This is a genomic window from Streptomyces sp. NPDC087420, from assembly GCF_044744165.1.
GTDB lineage: Bacteria > Actinomycetota > Actinomycetes > Streptomycetales > Streptomycetaceae > Streptomyces.
Genome location: NZ_JBIUXU010000003.1, coordinates 393,832 through 415,991, shown reverse-complemented (window position 1 = coordinate 415,991; position 22,160 = coordinate 393,832). Strand labels below are relative to the sequence as shown.

Sequence of the window (22,160 nt, the reverse complement as noted above, 5' to 3'; positions counted from 1 at the left end):
TCCCGTGTCCCTGACTTCACGATCCCGGTCCCGGTCAGTTCGAGGTCTCCGGGCGGGCCTGCCTGGCCGGCTTCTGCCACGGATAGACGTTCCGGTGGGGGACCGGGGGCTCGATCGCCTCCGCCGCACCCCTCTCCGCATCCGTACGCCCCTCGGACGGCCACTGGCCCGGCGCCGCCGACGCCTCGTGCGCCGCCGCCGATTCCTCCACCGTCGACCAGTGCCGCAGCGCCCCCGACTCCACGTCGATCTGCTCGCTCAGGGACGACAGGTCGTCCTCCGCGAACTTCCGCGCCCGGTCCCGCGCCGCCCACCGCAGCGAGTCCGCCGAACGCGTGATCCGCTCCGTACGCTCCCGCAGACCCGCCAGCCGCTCCGCGACCCTCGCCCGGTCCGGGTCACGCTCCATCTGCCTGAGGTCGTCGTCCAGCTCCCTGCCGTGCACGCTCAGACGCTCGAACAGCGCGATCGATTCCGACAGCGAGGCGTCCTCGGCCGCGCCCGCGTGCAGCGCGTCCTGCGTCGCCTTCATCGACGTACGCAACCGGACCCGCAGCTGCGCCAGCTCGCCCGGCACACCCAGCTGCCCGATGCTCCGCGCGCGCAGCGTGGTGTCCTCCACGGCCCTGCGGGCCTGCGAGATCGTACGGTCGACCCCCCGCTTGGCCGCCTTGACCGCCTTGACGCTCACGAACACCCCCAGCGCCACGAAGGCGACGAAGAGTAGCGCCAGGATCAGGATCACGGCTTCCATGAGCGCCCCTCGGGGGTTGGGTCGGAAACATGTCGTTCGTCCGCTGTGGCTTCAACTGTGCTTCTTCCACCGTAAACGGAACGGGCAGGCAAAGGGTTCCGTAGGAACCCTCAACCTGCCCGTAAGGGGAAGCCCTAAGCCGTCACACGACGATGTTCACCAGCTTCGGCGCCCGGACGATCACCTTCCGGATCGTCGCGTCGCCCACCGCCGCGACCACCGTCGCCTCGCCCAGCACCAGCGCCTCCAGCTCCGCGTCCGAGATCGACGCGGGCACCTCCAGACGCGCCTTGACCTTGCCCTTGATCTGCACCACACACGTCACGGTCTCGTCCACGACGTACGCCGGGTCGGCGACCGGGAAGTCCTGGTGCACCACCGAGTCGGTGTGGCCCAGCTTCCGCCACAGCTCCTCGGCGATGTGCGGGGCCAGCGGCGCGATCAGCAGCACCAGCCGCTCGGCGACCGACCGCGACAGCGGACCGCCCGCCTTCGTCAGATGGTTGTTCAGCTCGGTGACCTTGGCGATGGCGGTGTTGAACCGCAGGCCCGCCATGTCCTGCGCCACGCCGTCGACGGCCTTGTGCAGCGCGCGCAGCGTCTCCTCGCCGGGCTCCGTGTCAACCACGGTGACCTCGCCCGTCGTCTCGTCGACGACATTGCGCCACAGCCGCTGCAACAGCCGGTACTGGCCGACCACCGCGCGTGTGTCCCAAGGACGCGAGACGTCCAGAGGACCCATCGCCATCTCGTACAGACGCAGGGTGTCCGCGCCGTACTCCGCGCAGATCTCGTCCGGAGTGACCGCGTTCTTGAGGGACTTGCCCATCTTGCCCAGTACGCGCGTGACCTTGGCGCCCTGGTACCAGTACCCGCCGTCGCGCTCCTCGACCTCGGTGGCAGGCACCGCGATGCCCCGGCCGTCCCGGTAGACGAACGCCTGGATCATGCCCTGGTTGTAGAGCTTGTGGAACGGCTCGACCGACGAGATGTGCCCCAGGTCGTACAGCACCTTGGACCAGAAGCGCGCGTACAGCAGGTGCAGTACGGCGTGTTCCGCGCCGCCCACGTACAGGTCCACGCCGCCGTGCGGCTGCCCCTCGCGGGGGCCCATCCAGTACTGCTCGATCGCCGGGTCGACCAGCTTCTCGCTGTTGTGCGGGTCCAGGTAGCGCAGTTCGTACCAGCAGGAACCGGCCCAGTTGGGCATGGTGTTGGTCTCGCGGCGGTAGCGCTTGACCCCCTCACCGCCGCCCAGGTCCAGCTCCACGTCCACCCAGTCCTGCTTCCGCGACAGCGGCGGCTCGGGCTGGGTGTCGGCGTCGTCCGGGTCGAACGTCCGTGGCGAGTAGTCGTCGACCTCGGGCAGTTCCAGCGGCAGCATCGACTCGGGCAGCGCGTGGGCGGTGCCGTCCTCGTCGTACACGATCGGGAAGGGCTCGCCCCAGTAGCGCTGCCGGCTGAACAGCCAGTCGCGCAGCCGGAAGTTGACCGTGCCCTCGCCGATGCCCCGGGCCGCCAGCCAGTCGGTGATCTTCGCCTTGGCGTCGACCACGCCCAGCCCGTCCAGGCCGATCTCGTCGCTCGTGGAGTTGATGATCTTCGCGTCGTACGAGGCGAACGCGTCGTCCCACTCCGCCGGGTCGGCCGGCCGGCCGTCGGACGGCTCGACCACACAGCGCATCGGCAGCTCGAAGGCGCGCGCGAACGCGAAGTCACGGCTGTCGTGCGCCGGGACGGCCATGATCGCGCCGGTGCCGTACCCCATCAGGACGTAGTCGGCGATGAAGACGGGCACGGGCTCGCCGCTGACCGGGTTGGTCGCGTACGCGCCGGTGAAGACACCGGTCTTGTCCTTGGCCTCGGCCTGCCGCTCGACGTCGGACTTCGACGCGGCCTGCTTGCGGTACGCGTCGACGGCCTCGGCCGGGGTCGCGTGGCCGCCCGTCCACACCTCGTGCGTGCCCTCGGGCCAGGCGGCGGGGACGATCCGCTCGACCAGCTCGTGCTCCGGGGACAGCACCATGTACGTGGCGCCGAACAGGGTGTCCTGACGGGTCGTGAACACCGTGATCGCACCGGCGTCACCGACCGGGAAGTCGACCCGCGCGCCCTCGCTGCGTCCGATCCAGTTGCGCTGCTGCGCCTTGATGGCGTCCGGCCAGTCCAGCGCCTCCAGGTCGGCCAGCAGACGGTCCGCGTAGGCCGTGATGCGCATGTTCCACTGGCGCAGCTTCCGCTTGAAGACCGGGAAGTTGCCGCGCTCGGAGCGGCCCTCGGCGGTGACTTCCTCGTTCGCCAGGACCGTGCCCAGACCGGGACACCAGTTGACCGGGGCGTCGGAGGTGTACGCCAGCCGGTACTCGCCGAGCACGTCGGCGCGTTCGACGGCGTCCAGCGCACTCCAGGGGCGCCCGTCCGGCGTCGCGCGCCGTCCGCTCTCGAACTGCGCCATCAGCTCGTCGATCGGCCGCGCCTTGTCCGCTTCCTCGTCGTACCAGGAGTTGAAGATCTGGACGAAGATCCACTGGGTCCACCGGTAGTAGTCCGGGTCGATCGTCGCGAAGGAGCGGCGCGTGTCGTGACCCAGGCCCAGCCGGCGCAGCTGGACCTTCATGTTCTCCATGTTGGCCTCGGTGGAGGCCCGGGGGTGCGTGCCGGTCTGCACCGCGTACTGCTCGGCGGGCAGGCCGAAGGCGTCGAAGCCCAGCGTGTGCAGGACGTTGTGGCCGGTCATGCGCTGGTGGCGGGCGAAGACGTCCGTGGCGATGTACCCCAGCGGGTGCCCGACGTGCAGGCCCGCGCCGGAGGGGTACGGGAACATGTCCATGATGAACTTCTTGGGCCGCGCGACCAGCCCGGGATCCCCGGCCAGGTCACCGGTGGGGTTCGGCGCCTCGTACGTGCCCTCGGCGGCCCAGACGTCCTGCCAGCGTGCCTCGATGTCGGCGGCCATGGCAGCCGTGTAGCGGTGCGGCGCGGCCGTCTCGGTGGCGGCGTGAGCCGTCTCGGCGGCAGCGGAATTCGTCTCGCTCATGATCCTTCGAAGCTCCATCGATCGTCTCTGCCTGCGGCGAATGAAAAAAGCCCCTCGCACAGGAGGGGTCAGCCGCGCCGATTCCGACCGGATCTCTCATCCGTCGGGACTGATCAGCGCGGCCCGCTAAGCAGAAGGCGTACGGCACGCATGGCGTCAGGGTACCGCAGGGCCCGGACGGCCCGCACCGGAGATCCGGCGGGGCGGGTCGGCGGGACCAGGAAGCGTGATCGGGAGGATCGGCATGTCCGTGGACGGCGATCGCCGATCACTGGGGAGCGCCTTACTCCGCGTATCGCCCCTATCCGGGGCAAGCTCAAAGTCAGTTACCTCACCTTCCCTTGGTTAAACCTGAGAATCGGTCTCTGCCTGGTATCGCTCCACTTAGCATGCGGCAACGGGACCGCTTTCCCGAGCCATTCGGAGTCGACCCCATGAACCCTTCTCGCAATCGCAGGATCAGTTCGTCGCCCGCACTGGACCCCGGCATGAGCCGACAGGTCCAGGGCGGGCTGACCGTCGCTGCACTGGTACTGGTACCCCTTCTCGCCGTCGCGACAGGCGACGCCTTCCGCGCCGCGCTGGATTTCGCAGCCGGCGTGCTTTCCCTCGTGTCCCTGACGGCGGCCGTCGCGTGGGGGCTGATAGCCACCGACCGGTTGCTGCTCTCCTCGCGGCACAGGCTGCTCGCGCAGGGCATCCACCGGGCGACGGCCGTGGCTTCGCTCGGCTTCCTCCTGCTGCACGTCACCGTCAAGGTGTCGCTCGGGCACGTCTCGCTGATCGGCGCCGTGGTGCCGTTCGGCCTGGGGATGACCGGTACGAACGGTCTCATCGGTTTCGGTTCGCTCGCCGGACTCCTGATGATCGTCGCCGCCACCACCGGGGCGATGCGCAGTGCCTTCGCCACCCCGGGCCGCATCGCCGGCCGCTGGCGGGCGATGCACATGCTCGCCTATCCGGCCTGGTGCTTCGCCCTGGTGCACGGCCTCTACACGGGCCGGCCGGCGGCGACCTGGGTCACCACGATGTACTGCGTCTCGCTCGTCGGAGTGGCGGCGGCCGTGTCCCTGCGGCTCCTCCCCCGCCCGGTCCAGAACCGGATCGCCGACCAGCTGATCGCACTGACCGGCGGGCAGCGCCGTACGACGGAGCCGGAGCAGTCGCTCCGGGACCTGTCGTCGGATCCGCTGCCCGGAGCGACGGGCCTCACCCCGCGGCCCGAGTACGAGCAGCTCCGCCGTGAGCCCTCTTTCTCGGCGCAGCCGCTGGGTGCCCCCCTCGGCCGGCCGCGGACCCCGCCGCGGCTCGCCCCGCCGTCCCCGCCGCTGTACGAGGCGGAGCGGGCCCCCATGGGCCTGTACGCGGGCGGCTCGGGCGGCGATGCGCTGTCCGACGCGTTCGCGGACCCGTTCTCGGGCCGCGCACCCGATCCGGTGTCCGGACCCGGCACCGGCCTCTCGGCCGGCTACCGCGCGGTCTCCCTGGGTACGGACCCGACCGCCGTACTCCCGGTGACACCGCCCTACGGCGCGGCGCCCGGCTCCCCGTCCGGCCCGCTGTCCGGTCCCCCGTCCGGTGACGTCCCGCTCGCCGAACGCATCCCCATGACCGAGGAACTGCCGATCATCACCGAAGAGTCCACCGGCCGTCCCGGCTCCTGGCCGGCGCCCTCCCCGCCGCCGCCCGGACAGGCCTTCGCTCCCCCCGCGCCGGCTCCCTCCCCGTACGACACGGGATCCGTCCCCTCCTACGACACGGGCTCGACACCCCCGTACGACACCGGGTCGGTCCCGGCGTACGACACCGGTTCCGTCCCTTCGTACGACACGGGCCCGACCCCTGCGTACGACACCGGCTCCGTGCCCGTCTACGGACCCAACGCGGCCTCCCCGTACGACACCGGCTCGATCCCCGCGTACGACACAGGCGCCCTCCCCGCCTACGACACGGGCAACCTTCCTCCGTACACGGGCCAGTCGCCCGCCTCCCCGGTCGGGCCCTCCTACGAAGGCGCGACGTACGACGGAACGGGGCCCCGTCCCGGCAGCGAGCCCCCGCCGGGTCCGCTCTACCAGCCCCCGGCCGGGGAGCCCTGGAACGCACCCGCAGGAGACCGACCGTGAACGCCCCTCTCCCCGACGTACCCGAAGTCCGCGTCGTCGGCCTGCCCCAGCTGACGCAGGGGTTCGACCTGGTCGAGCGGCTCGACCTGCCCATGCACCTCAAGGTGCACGGCCCGCTCCAGCCGATGACCGGTGAGCGGCTGGCGCAGCTCGCCGAGAACATCACCCTGCGCGGCCGCGGCGGCGCAGGTTTCCCCTTCGGCAAGAAGCTGCGGGCGGTCGCCCAGGCGTCGATCCGGCGCGGGGTCAGGCCCGTCGTGGTGATCAACGGCAGTGAGGGCGAGCCCGCGTGCCGCAAGGACACCGTGCTGCTCAACCGGGCGCCGCACCTGATCCTGGACGGCGCTCTGCTGGCCGCCGAGGCGCTCGGCGCCCGCACCCTGGTCGTCGCCGTCACCCGCAACTCCACGGAGGTATCCATGCGGGCGGCGCTCGCCGAGCGCGGTCTGTCCGACCGGCGCGGCCAGCAGCTGCGCGCGCGGGTGGTCCGTACGCCCGAGCGCATGGTCTCCGGCGAGGCCTCGGCGGTGATCCGTGCCATCGGCGGCGGGCCCGCCCTGCCGCCGGGCCGCCGGGAACGCGCGGCGGAGTCCGGTGTCGGCGGAGCGCCGACCCTGCTCTCCAACGCCGAGACGTACGCCCAACTGGCCGTCGGCGCCCGGATCGGCGCCCGCCGGTACGGCCACACCGGGCTGGAGGACGAGCCGGGCACCGTCATGCTCACCGTGTCGGGCGCGGTCGCCCGGCCGATGGTCATCGAGGTGCCGACCGGCGTGCCGCTGCGGTACGTCCTCCAGATGGCCGGCGCCCCGCCGCTGCCCCAGGGCGTGCTCACAGGCGGCTACCACGGCAACTGGATCGACGCGGTGGCCGCCCATGAGGCGGTCGTCTCCCGGGCGTCCCTGGCGGCCGTGGGCGGCTCGCTGGGCGCCGGGGCGATCCTGCCCATCGGCCCCGAGACCTGCCCGCTGGGCGAGGCCCTGCGGGTGGCCAACTGGCTCGCGGCCGAGACGGCCGGCCAGTGCGGCCCCTGCAAGCTCGGTCTGCCCGCCGCGGCCGGCGGTCTGTCCGACGTGATCAACGGGGGCGGCCCGACCGCCCTGGAGGCGCTGCGGGCGGTCACCCAGGCCGTCAAGGGCCGGGGCGCGTGCAAGCACCCCGACGGCTCCGCGCGCTTCTTCGCCTCCACCCTGTCGGCGTTCACGGACGACCTGGCCGCGCACATGCTGCACGGCGGTTGCGGACGCGAGACGACCGGGGTGCTGCCGCTGCCGGGTCCTGGCTACCAGGAGGCCGAGGAGTCGATCCCGAGCGGCGAGAAGCTCGCCGTGGACTGGACGCTCTGCCAGGGCCACGGGCTCTGCGCGGACATCGTGCCCGAGCTGATCAGGCTGGGCCCCGACGGCTACCCGGCGCTCGCGGACGCGTCGGTCCCGATGCACATGCGGGGCCGCGCGCAGCGCGCCGTGCGCCGCTGCCCGGCGCTGGCGCTCCGTATCGAGCAGCCCGAGCCGGAACGGCCCGCCCGCACGGCGCTGCCGCCCGGCGGCGGCCGCAAGGCCCTGGGCCCCGGCCGGGGTTGACCACGAAGAAGCGGGCCACCCGATCCGGGTGGCCCGCTTCTTGTTGTTGTCTTCGCTGTGGAACCGATTCGCTGTGGAGCTAAGGAGAATTGAACTCCTGACCTCTTGCATGCCATGCAAGCGCTCTACCAACTGAGCTATAGCCCCGCGCCGGGTCTCCCCTGCGGTGTCGCCAACATTAACGGTCCCTCCCGCCGAGCACCAAATCGATTCCCCTCCGTACGGAGACGCCTGGTACCGAACGTCCTTCGCGACCGTGTCGCGAAGGACGTCGTCAGGCGGTCGCGAAGGAGTAGAAGCGTTTGAGCGTGCAGTGTTCGTCGAGGAGACGTCCGTAGATGGGCTCACCTTCGAGCTCACGGTAGGTCTCGATCGGGTCGCCTTTTATGATCAGTGCCCGTGCGCACTCCTCGCACCAGTACTGGAAGTCGGCGTGGAGCGGATCCATGTCCCTGACGATCGGCGTACCGCTGCCGCACCAGTCGCACTTACGCCTGTGAGCACCCATCACTCAGCTCCGGCTGCGGCCGCAGACCTCCGCCGTGGCAGGCAGGTCATCGTCCCCCTCGACGCCGCTGGCGGACATGCGCGCTCTCCCTCCGGGTCCAGGCCGGCGTCCCCCTCCGGCCGTCCGATTCTGCCACGCCCGCGCAACGGGGTCAGCATGAAAAGGCCTGCCGGTGAGGGCTCATAGCGGACGTCAGCGCACGGTAGGTGCCTTTCGCCCGGCGCCGAGACCGGCCGCCGCGCCCAGGACGCTCGCGCCGGCGAGCGCGAGCATGCAGATCCACAGCGCGTCCGCGGCCCCGCCGGGTCCTGAGGCGTCCAGACGGTTCAGGAAGAGTGTCCCGAATGTCGCGACCCCGAGCAGCTGGCCGAGTTGGGTGACGGTGGCGAGCAGTCCGCTGGCGTCGGCCGCGTCCTCCTGGCGTACGGTCGCCAAGGCGCGGGCAAGTACGGGGCTGAAGCCGAGCGACAGACCCGCGCCGAGGCCCATGAAGGCGACGTACATCGCGACACCGCCGTCGCCGATGTCGCGCAGCACCCATCCCACGGCGACGGACGAGACCGCGGCCAGCGCGAACCCGCCCGGGACCAGGGCCTGGTGAAGCCGCTGGGGCCAGGTGCGCCAGGTCAGGCCGATCAGGCCGAAGACCACGGCGGTCGGTGCGAAGGACAGTCCCGCGCGCAACGGGCTGTAGCCGAGGGCGCCTTGGATGTAGAGGGTGAGGGAGAAAAGGAAACCGGCGTTGACGGCCATGACCAGCAGGATGCGCACGGCCGCCAGGGCCATCCCCGGAATGCGCAGCACACGCGGGGCGATCAGCGGGGCTCCGCCGTTGCGGGCGAGCCGGGACTCGAACACGAGGAAGCCGCAGAAGAACACCACGGACGCCCCCAGCGACAGCCAGGACCAGAGGGGCCAGCCCTCCTCCTGACCGAGCACCAGCGGCACGGTCAGCAGCGACACGGCCCCGGCCAGCAGCACCAGGCCCGGCAGGTCCAGCGAGCGCGAGCGTTCCGGTTCGCCGCGCCGGTCCTTGGGCAGCACCCGGGCGCCGAGCACCAGCAGGACCGCGCCCACGGGCACGTTGACCAGGAAGACGGGCCGCCAGCCCTCCCCGAACAGGTCGGCGCTGACGAGCAGTCCGCCCACGACCTGCCCGGCCGCGGCGCCGGTGGCGAGCACGGCGGCGTACGCGCCGAGCGCGCGCCCGCGCGCCTCGCCGGTGAAGTTGCGCTGGATGAGGCTGAGCACCTGAGGGATCATCAGGGCCGCGCCGGCGCCCTGGACCAGCCGGAAGGCGATCAGCTGCCCCGTGCCCGAGGCCAGTCCGCAGGCGAGCGAGGAGACGGTGAAGACGGCGAGCCCGCCGAGGTACATCCGCCGGTGGCCCAGCAGATCGCCCAGTCTGGCCCCGGTGATCAGCAGGACGGCGTACGAGATGGTGTAGCCGGCGATCACCATCTGCAACCCGGCGCCGGAGGCGTGGAGTTCGGTACGGATCGTGGGCGCGGCGACGTTGACGATGAAGACGTCGAGCAGCGCCATGAACTGGGCGGCGAGCACCACCGCGAGCAGCATGCCGGGCCGCTTGTCAGTGGTCCCGGCTTTACTGGGTCGAACGGATCTGCCGGGGTGGGCGGAGGTCGTGGCCGGGGGGCTCGCGGCCGAAGGGGTCGTGGTCATGGCACCGAGCCTGCGGTGCTTTCGATACGGGTAACCAGAGCCCCTTGATCCTGGTACTGGCACCACCTGGCAGCAGCCTCTCCAGAAGCGCACGATGGGGGCGTGACCACGATGACCGTGCAGCACACCACACGCGGCAACCGGCGCAGGCCGGAGCTGGCGGCCTTTCTGCGCAGCCGCCGGGCGCGGGTGACCCCCGCCGACGTCGGCATGGCCCCGGGGCTGCGGCGCCGCACGCCCGGCCTGCGGCGCGAAGAGGTCGCCCAGCTCTCCGGGGTGGGTGTGACCTGGTACACGTGGCTGGAGCAGGGGCGCCCGATCAACGCCTCGGCCCAGGTGCTGGACGCCATCGCGCGCACGCTCCGCCTGGACCGTACCGAGCGGGAGCATCTGTACCACCTGGCGGAGGTGCCGCACGACCCGGACCCGGAGACGGATCCGCTGGCCGTCACCCCGGAGGTCCAGGGCATCATCGACACGCTCGACCCGCTCCCCGCCGTGGTCTACAACGGGCGGTACGACATCCTGGCGACCAACGGGGCGTACACCGACCTCTTCGAGGAGGTGCCTCCGCGCCCCGCCGATCCGTGGAACGTGCTGTGGGTCCTGTTCACGGTGCCCGACACGCGCTGCCCGCTGGTCCATCCGGAGAGGGAGCTGCCGATGATGGTGGCGACCCTGCGGGCCACGTACGGACGGCATGTCGGAGAGCCCGTCTGGGAGTCGTTCATCCGCCGCCTGGCGCACGCGAGCCCGTACTTCGCCGAGTTGTGGGAGCGGGGGGACGTGGCGCCGTCGGGCGCCAGGACGAAGACCTTCCACCACAAGGAGGTGGGCGAGATACGGATGACGTCGGTCTCGCTGGCGATCACCGGCATGCCGGAGTGCCGGATCGTCGTCTACACACCGGGCGACGAGGAGAGCCGCGAACGCACGGCGCTCCTGCGCGCACAGCGCACCCTGAGGCCTTGACGGCCAGGGCGGGTCGGAACCCAGTCGTGGACGGCCGCGGGACCCTTCTACGGCTGACCGCGCCTGATCCTTGGCCTCACCGCCGACAACAAAAATCCCGTCCCCTGCGGGGACGGGATCCAGAGTCCGTGCGACTGATTGTGGAGCTAAGGAGAATTGAACTCCTGACCTCCTGCATGCCATGCAGGCGCTCTACCAACTGAGCTATAGCCCCTCGTGTCCTCGCGCTCGCGCGCTGCGGACTAGAAGAACTTTAGCCTGCGACCAGCCCGAAAGTGAAATCAGACGTCGTCGCCGAGAACCGGCTCGGGGAGTGTGCCGGCGTTGTGCTCCAGGAGCCGCCAGCCGCGCGCGCCCTCGCCGAGGACGGACCAGCAGCAGTTCGAGAGGCCCCCGAGGCCTTCCCAGTGGTGCGCCTCCAGGCCGAGCAGGCGGCCGATGGTGGTGCGGATCGTGCCGCCGTGGCTGACGACGACGAGCGTGCCGTCGTCGGGCAGTTTCTCGGCGTGCCGGAGCACCACCGGGGCGGCCCGGTCGGCGACCTCGGTCTCCAGCTCGCCACCGCCGCGCCGCACGGGCTCACCGCGCTTCCACGCGGCGTACTGGTCGCCGAACCGGCCGACGATCTCCTCGTGGGTCAGCCCCTGCCAGTCCCCCGCGAAGGTCTCGCGGAGCCCGGCGTCGTGTGCGACCTCCAGGCCGGTGAGGCCGGCCAGCTCGGCGGCCGTGGCCGCGGCCCGGGAGAGGTCGGAGGCGACGATCGCGTCGGGCCGCAGGGACGCCAGCAGCCGCGCGGACCGCCGCGCCTGGGCCACGCCCGTGGCGGTCAGCTCGATGTCCGTGGAGCCCTGGAAGCGGCGTTCCAGGTTCCAGGCCGTCTGGCCGTGCCGCCACAGGACGATGCGGCGTCCTCTGCCGCGTCCGCTGCCGTTCAGCTCAGCTCACCGTCCGTGTCACCGGCGATCCCGGCGGGCTCGGGGGCCTTCGTGCGGGTCTTCACGGCGTCCTCGGGCAGGGGCAGCTCGGGGCAGTCCTTCCACAGCCGCTCCAGGGCGTAGAAGACCCGCTCCTCGGTGTGCTGCACGTGGACGACGATGTCGACGTAGTCGAGGAGGATCCAGCGGGCGTCACGGTCGCCCTCACGGCGCACCGGCTTGATGCCGAGCTGCTTCTGGATCTGCTCCTCGATCTCGTCGACGATCGACTTGACCTGGCGGTCGTTGGGCGCGGACGCGAGCAGGAAGGCGTCCGTGATCGACAGCACATCGCTGACGTCGTACGCGATGATGTCGTGCCCGAGCCGGTCGGCGGCCGCCTGGGCGGCGACGGTGACGAGCTCGATGGAACGTTCGGTTGCGGTCACAAGCAGGCTTTCGTGTCGGCGGTCGTGGAGAGAACCAGGATCTCACGGACCGCCGACACCGGGCGCAGCTCTCACGCCCCGGCCGGGTCGGACGCGGCCGGGGCGGGTCAGGACTCAGTTCGGCGCGTAGTCCTGACCGAGGACGACCGACACGTCGGCGTTGGCGGCGGGCGTGCCCTTCTTCACCGCGTCGGTCGGCAGCCCGAGGGTCTTGGCGACCTCCACGGCCTGTTCCTTGATCGCCGCGTCACCGTAGATGACCTGCGAGGACACCTCCGCGTCCGCCGACCCGCCGTCGACGTAGCTGTAACCGCCATTGATCACGGCGGTACGCGCGGACTCGGCCGCGCTCGTGCCGCCACTGGCGTCCTCGACCCCCACGCGCAGGGCACTGCCCTTCTCCGGGGCGCTCACCGAGCCGCCGAGAATGTCCTTCACCACACCGGCGACGGCGGAGTCGCTGAGGGTGCCGTCGGGCTGCACGGGCAGGAGGGCCGTCTTGTAGTCGCCCTCCTTCGCGTGCAGGGACAGCTTGGCGAGGGCGGCGCCCAGGTCGGCCTCGGTCAGCGACGGGTCGAGGATCTGCCCGAGGGTCTGCACGGTGACCGTCGCGGCCTTCGGGTCGTCGGACATCTTCCGCAGCACCCCCTGGAGGACCTGGCCGAAGCGCTGGAGCTGCTTGGCCTCGGGCTCGCCGGGTCCGCGGTACGTGGCGTAGGCGACGGCCGCCTTGCCGCTGAGAGTCTGGTTCTCGCCCTTCCGCACCACCGGCTGGTCGCCCTTCTTCGCGCCGGGCACGTCCGTGTCGGTGGTCAGGTCGATGTTGCCGACGAGCTGGACGAGGTTGTCGAGGTACGGGGTGTCGAGCCGCCAGGTGCCCGAGATCTCGGTGCCGAGCAGGGTGCCGAGGGCCTTGCGGGTGGTGTCGGAGCCGTCGTCGTCCACGGACTTGCCGAGCGTGACCCCGGAGCCGTCGTCGCCCTCCACGGAGAGGGAGTTGGGCAGCAGGACGGTGGTGCCCTGGCCGGTGGTGGCGTTGTTGACGAGCAGCGCCGTGGAGGTGCCCTTCGCCTTGGTGTTGTGGAGGTGGACGACGATCACGTCGCGCTTCTGCGCGCCGCCCGCGGCGGTGCTCCCCTTCGTGTCCGCGCCGGCGGAACCGGGCAGCTTGCCCGCGTACCAGAGGTAGCCGACCCCGCCGGCGAGGACCAGGACGACGGCGACGACCAGGGCCACCACCCGGGACCGGCCCCGGCGCTTGGCCTCCTCGCGCCGCTCGGAGCGGCTCTCGGTGAACTTGAGCCAGTCGATGACGTCCTCGGAGTCCTCGTCGGGCTCCTCCGTGAAGGCGAACTGTTCGTCGACGGCGGGGCGCCGCTGCTCGGGGACGGCGGCCTGGGGGGTCTCGGGGGCGGCCTGCCGCGTCTGCCGCGGCGCCTCCTGCGGCGGCTCCTGCTGCTGCGGGATCCACTGCTGGGTGGCGTCGACGGCGACGGGCTGCTGCGCCTGCTGCTGCCCGGTGTCGTAGCCGTACCCGTCGTACCCGTAGCCGTCCTGCTGCTGGGGATGTTGCTGGGGCTGCTGCTGCCCGTAGTTCTCGTACGGCTGCTGGGGCTGCTGGGCATACGGGTCGTACGTCTGCTGCTGCTGGGCCTGCTGCTGATGCTGCGGCTGCTGCGGCTGTCCGTATGCGTCGTACTGCTGCGTCTGAGGCTGCTCGTACACCGGCTGCCCGTACTCGTCGTACCCGACGATCCGAGGCTGTGCGTAATAGGGGTCGTACGGGTCGTACGGCTGCTGCTGGTCGTTCACCGGTGTCCCTCTCCGTGACTCATTCGCCGCGGTACAACTGCCTCTTGTCGATGTAACGCACCACACCGTCCGGGACCAGGTACCAGACCGGATCGCCCTTCGCGACGCGCTCCCGGCAGTCCGTGGACGAGATCGCCAGCGCCGGGACCTCCACCAGCGAGACACCGCCCTTGGGCAGCCCGTCGTCCGTCAGGTCGTGGCCGGGCCGCGTGACCCCGATGAAGTGGGCCAGCGAGAACAGCTCTTCGTGGTCCCGCCAGCTCAGGATCTGCGAGAGCGCGTCGGCCCCGGTGATGAAGAAGAGGTCCGCGTCGTCGTTGCGGGACCGCAGGTCCCGCAACGTGTCGATCGTGTACGTCGGCCCGCCGCGGTCGATGTCGATGCGGCTGACCGAGAACTGCGGATTGGACGCCGTGGCGATGACCGTCATCAGATAGCGGTCCTCCGCCGGGGAGACCACCTGACGACTCTTCTGCCACGGCTGTCCGGTCGGTACGAACACCACCTCGTCGAGCTGGAACCGTATGGCGACCTCACTGGCCGCGACCAGGTGCCCATGGTGGATCGGGTCGAAAGTCCCGCCCATCACACCGAGTCGGCGCCTGCCCCGACCGGGGCCCGCGACGGGGCCGGTAGGCGTCTGCTGCTCTCCCATGCGTGCAGAGCGTACTTGCACCGGGTTACGTACCGGCCTCAGCGGTCGCGGTTGAAGCGGGTGGTGATCCACAGCAGCAGGAGGAGCGCGAACAGCGCGCCGCCGCCCGTGAGGTACGGGCTGAGGCTTTCGTGGTTGCCGCCGCCGTGCTCGGCGCCCTCGGCGAGCGTGACCAGGTTGGCGGCGGTGCCGGTGAGGCTCATCTTCAGCAGGCCCTTTTCGTCGGGAGTCGGTGAGACGTCGCGCACATCGTATGCGGGCGCGTCGGGCACGCTCACGCCGACTCAGTCGTTGTTGTCCTTGTCGCGGTAACCGCGCAGCAGGAACCAGGCGAGCAGGGCGACTCCGACCAGGGAGACGACGAGCACGATCCGGATCGTATCGCCGGGCCCCTGCTGGTCGGAGGCCGCGGCGAGCAGTGTGGCGGGGAAGGGCATGTCGGCTGTGCTCCTAGCTGTTATCGGGCTTCACGGGCCCCCTTCACACGGTAGACGCACCACCTAGGGTGGGGTCCGTCAGGGGGACGGGCCTTGGACTCGTACGAACAGGGGGCATCCATGACAGAAGAGATTCACGACAACGTGCCGAGCAGGCAGCGCAAGCGCTTCCCGGGCATCTCCTCACGCGCGTACGAACATCCCGCGGACCGCTCGGCGCTGGTGGCCCTGCGCAAGCTCACCGGCTTCGACACGGTGTTCAAGGCGCTGAGCGGGCTGCTGCCGGAGCGCAGTCTGCGGCTGCTCTTCCTGTCGGACTCGGTGCGCGTGAGCGAGGCGCAGTTCGCGCACCTCCACACCCTGCTCCTCGACGCGTGTTACGTACTGGACCTGGAGAAGGTCCCGTCGATGTACGTGACGCAGGACCCGCGGCCCAACGCCATGTGCATCGGGCTGGACGAGCCGATCATCGTGGTAACCACCGGGCTGGTGGAGCTGCTCGACGAGGAGGAGATGCGGGCGGTCGTCGGCCACGAGGTGGGCCACGCCCTGTCCGGCCACTCGGTCTACCGTACGATCCTGCTCTTCCTCACCAACCTCGCGCTCAAGGTCGCGTGGATCCCGCTGGGCAATGTCGCGATCATGGCGATCGTGACGGCGCTGCGGGAGTGGTTCCGCAAGTCGGAACTGTCCGCGGACCGGGCGGGACTGCTGGTCGGTCAGGACCTCAAGGCGTCGATGCGCGGCCTGATGAAGATCGCGGGCGGGAACCACCTGCACGAGATGAACGTGGACGCGTTCCTGGAGCAGGCGGAGGAGTACGAGGCCGGGGGCGACCTGCGCGACTCGGTCCTCAAGATCCTCAACATCCTGCCCCGTACGCACCCGTTCACCACGGTGCGGGCGGCCGAGCTGAAGAAGTGGGCCGAGAGCCGCGACTACCAGCGGATCATGGACGGCCACTACCCCCGCCGCGACGAGGACAAGGAGACGTCGGTCGCGGACTCCTTCCGCGAATCGGCCACGCACTACGCGGACACCGTCCGCACCAGCAAGGACCCGCTGTTGAAGCTGGTTGGTGACCTCGCGGGCGGCGCGGGGGACCTGGGCGGCAAGCTGCGCGACCGCTTCACCGGCGGTACGGCCGGCCCGAAGACCCCGCCGAACGGCGAGGCGGCGGAGGGCCAGGCCTGACCGCTTCCCCAAGGGTGTACGGCTCTTCCCAAGGCTCTACGGCTTCGGCTCCGCCCCCGTCGACAGCATTCCGCACAGGCCCGTCCCGATCGGGCCGGTGGCGAACGGGTTGGTGCCTGGCGGGCGCTCGGCCACCGTGGTCCGTGCCCCCGCCAGGAGGGGCCGCAGCGTCCTCGGCGGCGCGGCCGAGCAGGCCTGCGGCCCGACCTGGGCCTGGCTCAGCAGCAGCTCGGCCTGGTGTTTCGCCAGGTCGTTCTGGTCGAAGCGGAAGCGCAGCTCGCGCCGCACGGTGAACAGCGACGCGTCCCGTACGGGCACCGCCGACGACACGGCGGGCCGCAGCGCGTAGACGAAGGTGTGGTCGGAGGTGACCTCCAGGATCCCCGGCCCCGTCTCCTCGACCCGGAGCGTGCCGTGCACCCGTACCTCGTCGGCGGCCGGGGCCACCTTCGCCGGGTCGAACCGCACCAGCCACCCCGCCGGGACGTGCCGCCCGTCGTCCGCCGGCGCGCTGAAGCTCCGGTCGAACTGGGTCAGCTGGTCGGGGTCGAGCAGGGCCCGCACGGGCCGCAGCGTGCGGCCCGCGAGCACGTCGGGGTCCAGCGAGGACGCCACGAGGTAGTCCTTGACGGTGGTCAGCGCGGCGACGACCTGGCTCTCGGTGAAACTTCTGGTCCCCCGCACACCCGGCAGGGTGATCCCGGAGGCCCCGGCGCGGAACTGCGCGGCCGGGCTGTGCGCGAAGAGGTCGTCGGGGGTGCCGCCGGGCACCCGCCCGGCCGGGGCCAGCGGGATCACCGTCATCCGCAGCGCCTCGGCGGTGCCATGGGTCGAGGGCCGGTACGGACTCCGTACGCCCAGGTAGATCGCGGTGCCGAAGGCCAGGGCGACCACCAGGAGCAGGACGAGCGCCTGCCGGGGGCCGCGCATGAAGCCGCGTCGCCTGCCCCGCCTGACGTGCTTGGGCGGCAGGCTCCGCACGGCCGCGTGGGCGTGGTCGCCGCCCATCCGCTCCCGCGCCGAGTACTCCTGGAGCCGGGCAGCGCGGATGAACGATTCGTCGAACACGACGGACCGGTACTCGTCATCGCCGTTGGGGGAGCCCTCGGGTGCCCCTTCAGGTGGCTCTCCGCGCCCTGCCATACCTTCAGGGTAGGTCGGCGGAGGCGAACATAAACGCTCCGCCTCGGGGCGAGTTCCGCCGGACGGCGTTGGTCCGTTCGGGTGAGCGGGCCCCCGGATCACGGGTGGGCGGACCCACGGAACACCCCGGCGGAGCGCCGCCTCGGGGGGTGTCAGGGCGTGTGCGGTACGGCGCCGGTCGCCGGGGCCGTGCGGTCGTGCTCCCGGGAGACCCCGGCCCCGGGACCGATCACGGGACCGATGACGGGCGCGCCCGAACGGGTCGTGTCCACCCCGGTCGTGGCCGGTGCGGGCGCCGGGTCCTGGCGGCCGCTCGCCGCCCCGCGGTAGACGGCGCTGAAGGCGAGCGCGACCATCCCGATGCCCATCAGCAGGGCGAGGAGCCAGGCGACCGGCCGGTGCCAGCGGGCATTGCCGCGGTACGGACGCAGGGCGCCGCCGTGCGGTCCGTACGGCCCCGCGTACCCGTCCGGGTCGTCGGGGTCGTATCCGTATCCGTCCTCGCGGTCGTATCCGCCGCCGGGCCCGTAGAACTCGTCGTAGAACTCGTCGTCCGGCGGGCCGCCCGACCGCAGGCGGGCCGCCTCCGCGGCGGCGCGTGCCTCGGCGGCGGCCAGCAGCCGCTCGACCGCGCTCGGTTCATGGAAGGTGGCTGACTTGATGAAGGCCTCGTCGAACACCACGGAGGCGAAGTCCTCGTCCGCGCCTCCGCGGTCGTCGTCGGGCTCCCAGCCGTCCGGGAACGGCCTGCCCCCCACGTCGTCCGGCACGATCCCAGGGTAAACCGGGCGAGTCGTTTTGGGCAGGCGGAGTCCAAAGTACGGGTAGTCACCTCACCTGGTGTGACCGTCACCGGTCACGATGTACTTGGTGGAGGTCAGTTCGGGCAGCCCCATCGGCCCGCGGGCGTGCAGCTTCTGGGTGGAGATCCCGATCTCGGCGCCGAATCCGAACTGCCCGCCGTCGGTGAAACGCGTCGAGGCGTTCACGGCGACCGTCGTCGAATCCACCAATTGGGTGAACCGGCGGGCGGCGGCCTGCGAGGTGGTCACGATCGCCTCGGTGTGGCCCGAGGACCAGAGCCTGATGTGCGCGACGGCGGAGTCCAGCGAGTCCACGACGGCCGCGGCGATGTCGTACGACAGGTACTCCGTCTCCCAGTCCTCCGCGGTGGCCGCCACGACGGTGGCCTTGGTGCCGCCCGCGTAGGCGAGGACCCGCTCGTCGGCGTGCACGGTCACGCCCGCGTCGGCGAGCGCGTCCAGCGCGCGGGGCAGGAACGCGGCCGCGATGTCCTGGTGGACCAGCAGCGTCTCGGCGGAGTTGCAGACGCTGGGCCGCTGCGCCTTGGAGTTGATCAGGATGTCGACGGCCATGTCGAGGTCGGTGTCGGCGTCGACGTACACATGGCAGTTGCCGGTGCCCGTCTCGATGACCGGCACGGTGGACTCCTCGACGACCGTACGGATCAGGGAGGCGCCGCCGCGCGGGATCAGGACGTCGACCAGGCCGCGCGCCCGCATCAGCTCGCGTACGGAGTCCCGGCCCTCGCCGGGCACCAGCTGGACGGCGTCGGCGGGCAGTCCGGCGCCTCCGACGGCGTCGCGCAGCACCCGGACGAGCGCGGTGTTGGAGGAGATCGCGGAGGACGAGCCGCGCAGGAGCACGGCGTTGCCCGACTTGAGGCACAGGGCGGCGGCGTCCACGGTGACGTTGGGGCGGGCCTCGTAGATGATCCCGACGACGCCGAGCGGCACGCGTACCTGCCGCAGGTCGATGCCGTTGGGCAGCGTGGAGCCGCGGACGACCTCGCCGACGGGGTCGGGCAGCGCCGCCACGTCCCGTACGTCGGCGGCGATGGCCCGCACCCGCTCGGGGGTGAGGGTCAGCCGGTCGATGACCGTCTCGGTGGCCCCGGCCTCCCGGGCGCGCGCCACGTCCTCGGCGTTGGCCGTGACGATCTCGTGGGTACGGACCTCCAGCGCGTCCGCGATCGCCAGGAGGGCGTCGTCCTTGGCCGCGCGCGGCAGCGGCGCGATGTCGGCGGCGGCAGCGCGGGAGCGGTAGGCGGTCCTGGCGACCGGGGAGAGATTGTCGTACGGCGAGAGCGAGGTCATGCCCGCAGGGTAGTGCGCGCCCTGCGGGCATTCCGCACCTATTCCGCACTCCGAGACACTTCACGGGACACGCGTGGGACACGTGGGACCGGGTGCGGCGGACGGGTCAGAACGGATGGACCCCCACGGGCGCGGCGGGCGGCGGCCCGTACCCCTCCGCGATGCGCTGGTGGTACGTCTCGCGGTCGATGACCTCCAGGCCCACGATCTCCCACGGCGGCAGCTTCGCGCTGGAGCGGTGCTCCCCCCAGAGCCGCAGCGCCACCGCTGCCGCGTCGTGCAGGTCCCGGGCCTCCTCCCAGTAGCGGATCTCCGCGTGGTCGTTGGCGTACCGGCTGGTCAGCAGGAAGGGATGGTCGTGGGCCAGCTGTTCCAGGCCACGTCTGACCTCCGTCAGCGGAGCCTCGGAGCCCGAGACGCTGAGTGTGATGTGCCAGAGCTTGGACACCTGGCGCTCTTCTCCCCGCGCTTCCTTTCCCGATCCTGCCTCCCTCTGTGGCTCGTCGTCGCCGCCGTCGCGGTCGACGTCCTGTCCCGTTTCGACGCTGGTCAGGGTTCGTGTCTTCCCCGCCACCCGCCGGGCGTGGGCACTGCCGCCGTTCCCTCGGGGCACCGCCCCCGGGCGCGCTCGTCTCACCAGCGGCCTCCTGTTGTTGCTGCGTCGTCGTGCTGTTCCCCTGTGGACCGACCGGTCCTGCTCCCGGGGATCGCCCCCGGGATCGTCCCCCGAATTACCCTTGGGACAAAGTTGACCAGCCCGGGCGTCGGTGTGGGGCGGTTTTCCCCAAGGTCCCTGTCCAACGGCGCCGGTTTCAGCCGTTTCAGGGTCGTGGGCCCGGCTGGAGGATCACCAGATCGTCTCTGTGTACGACCTCGCGTTCGTAGGCGGGGCCCAGCTCACGGGCCAGTTCGCGGGTGGAGCGGCCGAGGAGCTGGGGGATCTCTTTCGCGTCGAAATTGACGAGCCCGCGGGCGACGGCGCGGCCCGCCGTGTCCCGCAGTTCCACGGGGTCCCCGGCGCTGAACTCCCCCTCCACGGCGGCGATTCCGGCCGGCAGCAGCGAGGTGCGCCGCTCCACGACGGCCCGTACGGCGCCGTCGTCCAGGGTGAGGGCGCCCTGCGGGGTGGAGGCGTGGGCCAGCCACAGCAGGCGGTCCGCCGAGCGGCGTCCGGTGCGGTGGAAGTACGTGCCGGTGTCGCGTCCCGCGAGCCCGTCGGCGGCGTGGCTGGCGGAGGTGAGCACGACGGGGATGCCGGCGGCGGCGGCGATCCTGGCGGCCTCGACCTTGGTGACCATGCCGCCGGTGCCCACGCCCGCCTTGCCGGCGCTGCCGAGGGAGACGCCCGCGAGGTCGGCGGGGCCGCGCACCTCGGCGATCCGGGTGGTGCCCGGGGTGCTCGGGTTGCCGTCGTAGAGCCCGTCGACGTCGGAGAGGAGGACGAGGAGGTCGGCCCGGACGAGATGGGCGACGAGCGCGGCCAGCCGGTCGTTGTCGCCGAAGCGGATCTCGTCGGTGGCGACGGTGTCGTTCTCGTTGACGACGGGGACGGCGCCCATGCCGAGGAGTTGGTCGAGGGTGCGGTACGCGTTGCGGTAGTGGGACCGGCGGCTGGTGTCGTCGGTCGTCAGGAGCACCTGGCCGACCCGGACGCCGTAGCGGGCGAAGGAGGCGGTGTAGCGGGCGACCAGGAGCCCCTGCCCGACGCTGGCGGCGGCCTGCTGGCGCGCCAGGTCCTTGGGGCGTCCGGTCAGGCCGAGCGGCGCCAGTCCGGCGGCGATGGCGCCGCTGGACACCAGCACGATCTCCTTGGGGCCGTGGTCGCCCGGCGCCTGCTCGCCGTTCCCGCCGCGCACCGTGGCCAGGGCGTCCACCAGGGCGTCGACCCGGTCGGCGTCGAGACCGCCGGAGGCGGTCGTCAGCGAGGAGGAACCGACCTTGACGACGATCCTGCGGGCCCCTGCCACCACGTCCTGCCGTACCGCTGCCACGTGCCTTGCCTCTGCTCTCACTGTCGGGCCGCCTCCCGGCCGGTCAGCGTACGCGCACCCGGGCCGCGGGCGGCGGGCCTTTTCAGCCGCTGAGACGGCGGGCGCGCAGTTCGCTCCTGAACGACACGCAGTCCTCGTACGCGGGCAGCAGGCCCTGCCGTTCGGCCTCGGCCAGGGTGGGCGCCTCGGCGTCCTTGGGCGAGAGCAGCGGAGGGATGTCGGCGGGCCACTCGACGGCCAGCGCGGGGTCGAGCGGGTGGACGCCGTGCTCGCGGGTGGGCGCGTACCCCTCGGAGCAGAGGTAGACGACGATGGTGTCGTCGGTCAGCGCGAGGAACGCGTGCCCGAGCCCCTCGGAGAGGTAGAGCGCGTGGTGGCTCTCGTCGTCGAGCCGGACGATCTCCGACTGCCCGTACGTGGGCGAGCCGACCCGGATGTCCACGACGGCGTCCAGGATCGCGCCGCGCACGCACTTGACGTACTTGGCCTGGCTGGGCGGCACGTCGGCGTAGTGGATCCCGCGCAGGGTGCCGCGTTTGGAGACGGAGTAGTTGGCCTGGGCGAGGTCGAGGTCCTGGCCGGTCGCCTCCCGGAAGTCGGCGGCGCGGAACCACTCGTGGAAGCTGCCGCGCTCGTCGGGGAACACCTTGGGTTCGTGGATCCAGGCGCCTTCGATGGACAGGGGTCGCATGATGTGTGGTGATTCCTCGCTGTGGCCGTACGGAAGCGCGCGTACGGAGGTGGTCATACGGAAGTAGGCATACGGACGGGGTCGGTCACGGGGT

At 71.5% G+C, this 22,160-nt stretch carries 20 protein-coding genes and 2 tRNA genes; 4 read left to right on the top strand and 18 right to left on the bottom strand.

What is annotated here, in order from left to right; translation table 11 throughout:
• Nucleotides 1-34: 34 nt before the first annotated feature.
• Nucleotides 35-754, bottom strand: coding sequence for a hypothetical protein (locus tag ACIO1C_RS07975; protein ID WP_401859714.1), 720 nt, complete (start codon nt 752-754; stop codon nt 35-37).
• A 142-nt stretch (nt 755-896) separates the two neighbouring features.
• Nucleotides 897-3,791, bottom strand: coding sequence for a leucine--tRNA ligase (leuS, locus tag ACIO1C_RS07970; RefSeq protein ID WP_401859712.1), 2,895 nt, complete (start codon nt 3,789-3,791; stop codon nt 897-899).
• Between the two features lie 488 nt (nt 3,792-4,279).
• Between leuS and ACIO1C_RS07965 the strand changes: the two genes are divergently transcribed.
• The gene (locus tag ACIO1C_RS07965; protein ID WP_401859710.1) at nt 4,280-5,917 is read left to right on the top strand and encodes a hypothetical protein; all 1,638 of its coding nucleotides are present in this window, start codon (nt 4,280-4,282) and stop codon (nt 5,915-5,917) included.
• Nucleotides 5,914-7,500, top strand: coding sequence for a ferredoxin (locus tag ACIO1C_RS07960; protein ID WP_401859708.1), 1,587 nt, complete (start codon nt 5,914-5,916; stop codon nt 7,498-7,500). Before ACIO1C_RS07965 ends, ACIO1C_RS07960 begins: the two co-directional genes overlap by 4 nt.
• 74 nt (nt 7,501-7,574) lie before the next feature.
• On the opposite strand, the gene ACIO1C_RS07955 is transcribed toward ACIO1C_RS07960, so the two are convergent.
• From ACIO1C_RS07955 to ACIO1C_RS07945, 3 genes are all read right to left on the bottom strand, one after another.
• A tRNA-Ala gene (locus tag ACIO1C_RS07955) sits at nt 7,575-7,647 on the bottom strand.
• 127 nt (nt 7,648-7,774) lie between these two features.
• Nucleotides 7,775-8,008: a hypothetical protein gene (locus ACIO1C_RS07950; protein ID WP_161312004.1), complete on the bottom strand. Its 234-nt coding sequence runs from the start codon at nt 8,006-8,008 to the stop codon at nt 7,775-7,777.
• Between the two features lie 192 nt (nt 8,009-8,200).
• Entirely contained in the window at nt 8,201-9,586 is a 1,386-nt protein-coding gene (locus tag ACIO1C_RS07945; protein WP_401859989.1) for an MFS transporter, read from the bottom strand.
• 216 nt (nt 9,587-9,802) lie between these two features.
• Between ACIO1C_RS07945 and ACIO1C_RS07940 the strand changes: the two genes are divergently transcribed.
• Nucleotides 9,803-10,663: a helix-turn-helix transcriptional regulator gene (locus ACIO1C_RS07940; RefSeq protein ID WP_401859987.1), complete on the top strand. Its 861-nt coding sequence runs from the start codon at nt 9,803-9,805 to the stop codon at nt 10,661-10,663.
• A gap of 141 nt (nt 10,664-10,804) precedes the next feature.
• Here the strand turns inward: ACIO1C_RS07940 and ACIO1C_RS07935 are convergent.
• The 7 genes from ACIO1C_RS07935 to ACIO1C_RS07905 all read right to left on the bottom strand — a co-directional run bounded on the left by ACIO1C_RS07935 (nt 10,805) and on the right by ACIO1C_RS07905 (nt 14,930).
• Nucleotides 10,805-10,877 (bottom strand) — tRNA-Ala (locus ACIO1C_RS07935).
• A 67-nt stretch (nt 10,878-10,944) separates the two neighbouring features.
• Nucleotides 10,945-11,598, bottom strand: a complete 654-nt coding sequence (locus tag ACIO1C_RS07930; protein ID WP_401859985.1) for a histidine phosphatase family protein — start codon at nt 11,596-11,598, stop codon at nt 10,945-10,947.
• On the bottom strand, nt 11,595-12,026 hold the full coding sequence (gene rsfS / locus ACIO1C_RS07925; protein WP_401859706.1) for a ribosome silencing factor: 432 nt from the start codon (nt 12,024-12,026) through the stop codon (nt 11,595-11,597). Before rsfS ends, ACIO1C_RS07930 begins: the two co-directional genes overlap by 4 nt.
• A 114-nt stretch (nt 12,027-12,140) precedes the next feature.
• Nucleotides 12,141-13,838: a LytR C-terminal domain-containing protein gene (locus ACIO1C_RS07920; protein WP_401859704.1), complete on the bottom strand. Its 1,698-nt coding sequence runs from the start codon at nt 13,836-13,838 to the stop codon at nt 12,141-12,143.
• Nucleotides 13,839-13,857: 19 nt separating this feature from the next.
• Complete coding sequence (nadD, locus tag ACIO1C_RS07915; RefSeq protein ID WP_401859702.1) at nt 13,858-14,493, bottom strand: nicotinate-nucleotide adenylyltransferase; 636 nt, start codon at nt 14,491-14,493, stop codon at nt 13,858-13,860.
• 38 nt (nt 14,494-14,531) lie between these two features.
• Nucleotides 14,532-14,771, bottom strand: a complete 240-nt coding sequence (locus ACIO1C_RS07910; RefSeq protein WP_401860004.1) for a hypothetical protein — start codon at nt 14,769-14,771, stop codon at nt 14,532-14,534.
• A 6-nt stretch (nt 14,772-14,777) separates the two neighbouring features.
• Nucleotides 14,778-14,930 (bottom strand): hypothetical protein, encoded by a 153-nt coding sequence (locus ACIO1C_RS07905; RefSeq protein ID WP_202534241.1) that lies wholly within the window; start codon nt 14,928-14,930, stop codon nt 14,778-14,780.
• A gap of 120 nt (nt 14,931-15,050) precedes the next feature.
• Between ACIO1C_RS07905 and ACIO1C_RS07900 the strand changes: the two genes are divergently transcribed.
• Nucleotides 15,051-16,124, top strand: coding sequence for a M48 family metallopeptidase (locus tag ACIO1C_RS07900; RefSeq protein WP_401859700.1), 1,074 nt, complete (start codon nt 15,051-15,053; stop codon nt 16,122-16,124).
• A 36-nt stretch (nt 16,125-16,160) separates the two neighbouring features.
• On the opposite strand, the gene ACIO1C_RS07895 is transcribed toward ACIO1C_RS07900, so the two are convergent.
• The 6 genes from ACIO1C_RS07895 to rfbC all read right to left on the bottom strand — a co-directional run bounded on the left by ACIO1C_RS07895 (nt 16,161) and on the right by rfbC (nt 22,066).
• On the bottom strand, nt 16,161-17,267 hold the full coding sequence (locus ACIO1C_RS07895) for a hypothetical protein (protein ID WP_401859698.1): 1,107 nt from the start codon (nt 17,265-17,267) through the stop codon (nt 16,161-16,163).
• 152 nt (nt 17,268-17,419) lie between these two features.
• Nucleotides 17,420-18,037: a hypothetical protein gene (locus ACIO1C_RS07890; protein WP_401859696.1), complete on the bottom strand. Its 618-nt coding sequence runs from the start codon at nt 18,035-18,037 to the stop codon at nt 17,420-17,422.
• 63 nt (nt 18,038-18,100) lie between these two features.
• Entirely contained in the window at nt 18,101-19,384 is a 1,284-nt protein-coding gene (locus ACIO1C_RS07885) for a glutamate-5-semialdehyde dehydrogenase (protein WP_161312013.1), read from the bottom strand.
• A 106-nt stretch (nt 19,385-19,490) separates the two neighbouring features.
• Nucleotides 19,491-20,021: a hypothetical protein gene (locus ACIO1C_RS07880; protein WP_401859694.1), complete on the bottom strand. Its 531-nt coding sequence runs from the start codon at nt 20,019-20,021 to the stop codon at nt 19,491-19,493.
• Nucleotides 20,022-20,205: 184 nt separating this feature from the next.
• Nucleotides 20,206-21,351 carry a glutamate 5-kinase gene (gene proB, locus ACIO1C_RS07875; RefSeq protein WP_401859983.1) on the bottom strand — a complete coding sequence of 382 codons (1,146 nt, stop codon included), beginning with the start codon at nt 21,349-21,351 and terminating at the stop codon, nt 20,206-20,208.
• A gap of 106 nt (nt 21,352-21,457) precedes the next feature.
• The gene (gene rfbC, locus ACIO1C_RS07870) at nt 21,458-22,066 is read right to left on the bottom strand and encodes a dTDP-4-dehydrorhamnose 3,5-epimerase (protein WP_401859692.1); all 609 of its coding nucleotides are present in this window, start codon (nt 22,064-22,066) and stop codon (nt 21,458-21,460) included.
• Nucleotides 22,067-22,160: the final 94 nt, after the last annotated feature.

Excerpts from the sequence above, each read along its gene's own strand:
- ACIO1C_RS07945 (WP_401859989.1), bottom strand. The coding sequence starts at position 9,586 with ATGCTGCTCGCGGTGGTGCTCGCCGCCCAGTTCATGGCGCTGCTCGAC.
- ACIO1C_RS07905 (WP_202534241.1), bottom strand. The coding sequence starts at position 14,930 with ATGCCCTTCCCCGCCACACTGCTCGCCGCGGCCTCCGACCAGCAGGGG.
- ACIO1C_RS07900 (WP_401859700.1), top strand. The coding sequence starts at position 15,051 with ATGACAGAAGAGATTCACGACAACGTGCCGAGCAGGCAGCGCAAGCGC.
- ACIO1C_RS07895 (WP_401859698.1), bottom strand. The coding sequence starts at position 17,267 with ATGGCAGGGCGCGGAGAGCCACCTGAAGGGGCACCCGAGGGCTCCCCC.
- ACIO1C_RS07950 (WP_161312004.1), bottom strand. The coding sequence starts at position 8,008 with ATGGGTGCTCACAGGCGTAAGTGCGACTGGTGCGGCAGCGGTACGCCG.
- ACIO1C_RS07965 (WP_401859710.1), top strand. The coding sequence starts at position 4,280 with ATGAGCCGACAGGTCCAGGGCGGGCTGACCGTCGCTGCACTGGTACTG.
- ACIO1C_RS07940 (WP_401859987.1), top strand. The coding sequence starts at position 9,803 with ATGACCGTGCAGCACACCACACGCGGCAACCGGCGCAGGCCGGAGCTG.
- nadD (WP_401859702.1), bottom strand. The coding sequence starts at position 14,493 with ATGGGAGAGCAGCAGACGCCTACCGGCCCCGTCGCGGGCCCCGGTCGG.
- leuS (WP_401859712.1), bottom strand. The coding sequence starts at position 3,791 with ATGAGCGAGACGAATTCCGCTGCCGCCGAGACGGCTCACGCCGCCACC.
- ACIO1C_RS07885 (WP_161312013.1), bottom strand. The coding sequence starts at position 19,384 with ATGACCTCGCTCTCGCCGTACGACAATCTCTCCCCGGTCGCCAGGACC.
- rfbC (WP_401859692.1), bottom strand. The coding sequence starts at position 22,066 with ATGCGACCCCTGTCCATCGAAGGCGCCTGGATCCACGAACCCAAGGTG.
- ACIO1C_RS07975 (WP_401859714.1), bottom strand. The coding sequence starts at position 754 with ATGGAAGCCGTGATCCTGATCCTGGCGCTACTCTTCGTCGCCTTCGTG.